Origin of the sequence: Modestobacter sp. DSM 44400 (assembly GCF_900107175.1) — a bacterium.
Taxonomy (GTDB): domain Bacteria; phylum Actinomycetota; class Actinomycetes; order Mycobacteriales; family Geodermatophilaceae; genus Modestobacter.
On record NZ_FNOZ01000178.1, the window covers coordinates 1 to 1,196 of the forward strand.

1 protein-coding gene is annotated in these 1,196 nt (G+C 64.8%); it reads left to right on the plus strand.

Going from position 1 to position 1,196, the window contains the following annotated elements; genetic code table 11:
* The first annotated feature begins 317 nt into the window (after positions 1–317).
* Positions 318–1,043 carry a calcium-binding protein gene (locus BLW04_RS25585; RefSeq protein WP_091548475.1) on the plus strand — a complete coding sequence of 242 codons (726 nt, stop codon included), beginning with the start codon at positions 318–320 and terminating at the stop codon, positions 1,041–1,043.
* Positions 1,044–1,196: the final 153 nt, after the last annotated feature.

Here is a 1,196-nt window from a genome sequence, read left to right on the forward strand (position 1 = left end):
CTTCTCGGCCAGTGCCTCATCGGACACACCGGTGGTCACCTCACCAAGCTTGACCCCCGAAGCCCAATCCTGGAGTTGATCCCTGCCGGGCCCTTGGCCCCCTTACCCGGGCTCACGCATCCAACCGCCGTCAGTCCCGGGCGACGTGGGACTCACTTACCACCGGGTAGCGGCCAACTTGCTTGTTCCCAGTTCTTCCGATACCTTCCGACATGAGGGGCAACACACTTCAGCGAACTCACCGAGCATGACTCCTTCATCACGGATTCACGGTCCACCTGGGCATCTCGGTCGTCCCTCTGCTGGCGCAGGTCCAGATGCACGAGCGCCCCGGCACTCTGCCGCCAAGCGTGTACGACTCCGGAACGAACTTCACGTTGACACCGGTCAGCGAAGAAGGAAGCAGAATGATGCGTAGCCGAGCGTTCGCCACCCTTGGGGTGGCCGGTGTGATGTTTGCCAGTTTCGTGGGCGTGGCCTCTGCTAACCAGGCCCCCCACTCATCGACTGACAAGGTGACGATCTGTCACCGCACGGGGTCGGCGACGAACCCGTACGTGGCGATCACGGTGAGCAAGGCCGGCGCGGCCAACCACCTCAAGAACCACGACGGCACCCTCAACTGGAAGGCGGCACCCTACAAGGCCGGGGTCTTGCAGGTCGGCGGCGACTTCGTCGCCAGCCCGGTCACCGGATGCGCGCTCCCGCCCGTCGTGGAGTACCCGGGCCCCTTCGTCCCGTGCGTCGTCAGTGTCGGAGTGACCCAGACCGCCACGACGGTGACCGGAACCAGCGCTGATGACACCATCGACTGCACCAACGCCAGCCCGGGCAAGACGATCCTGGGCCTCGACGGCAACGACACGATCACCGGCACCGCGTTCGGTGACGTCATCGACGGCGGCAACGGCAACGACACCATCACCGGCGGCCCCGGCGATGACGTCATCGAGGGCGGCAACGGCAACGACACCCTCACCGGCAGCGCCGGCAACGACGTCGTCACCGATGTCGGCGACGGCAACGACACCATCACGACCTGACCGAACCCGCCCCGCCCCGCCAACCAACGGGGCCGTGACACCGTCTCTACCTGCAGACCCTGAACCCGCCTGCACGTAGAGATGCAGGATTCAGCACTATGGCTCCGACCTTTCACTACGAGAGGTCGGAGCCATAGTGCTGAATACGACGAT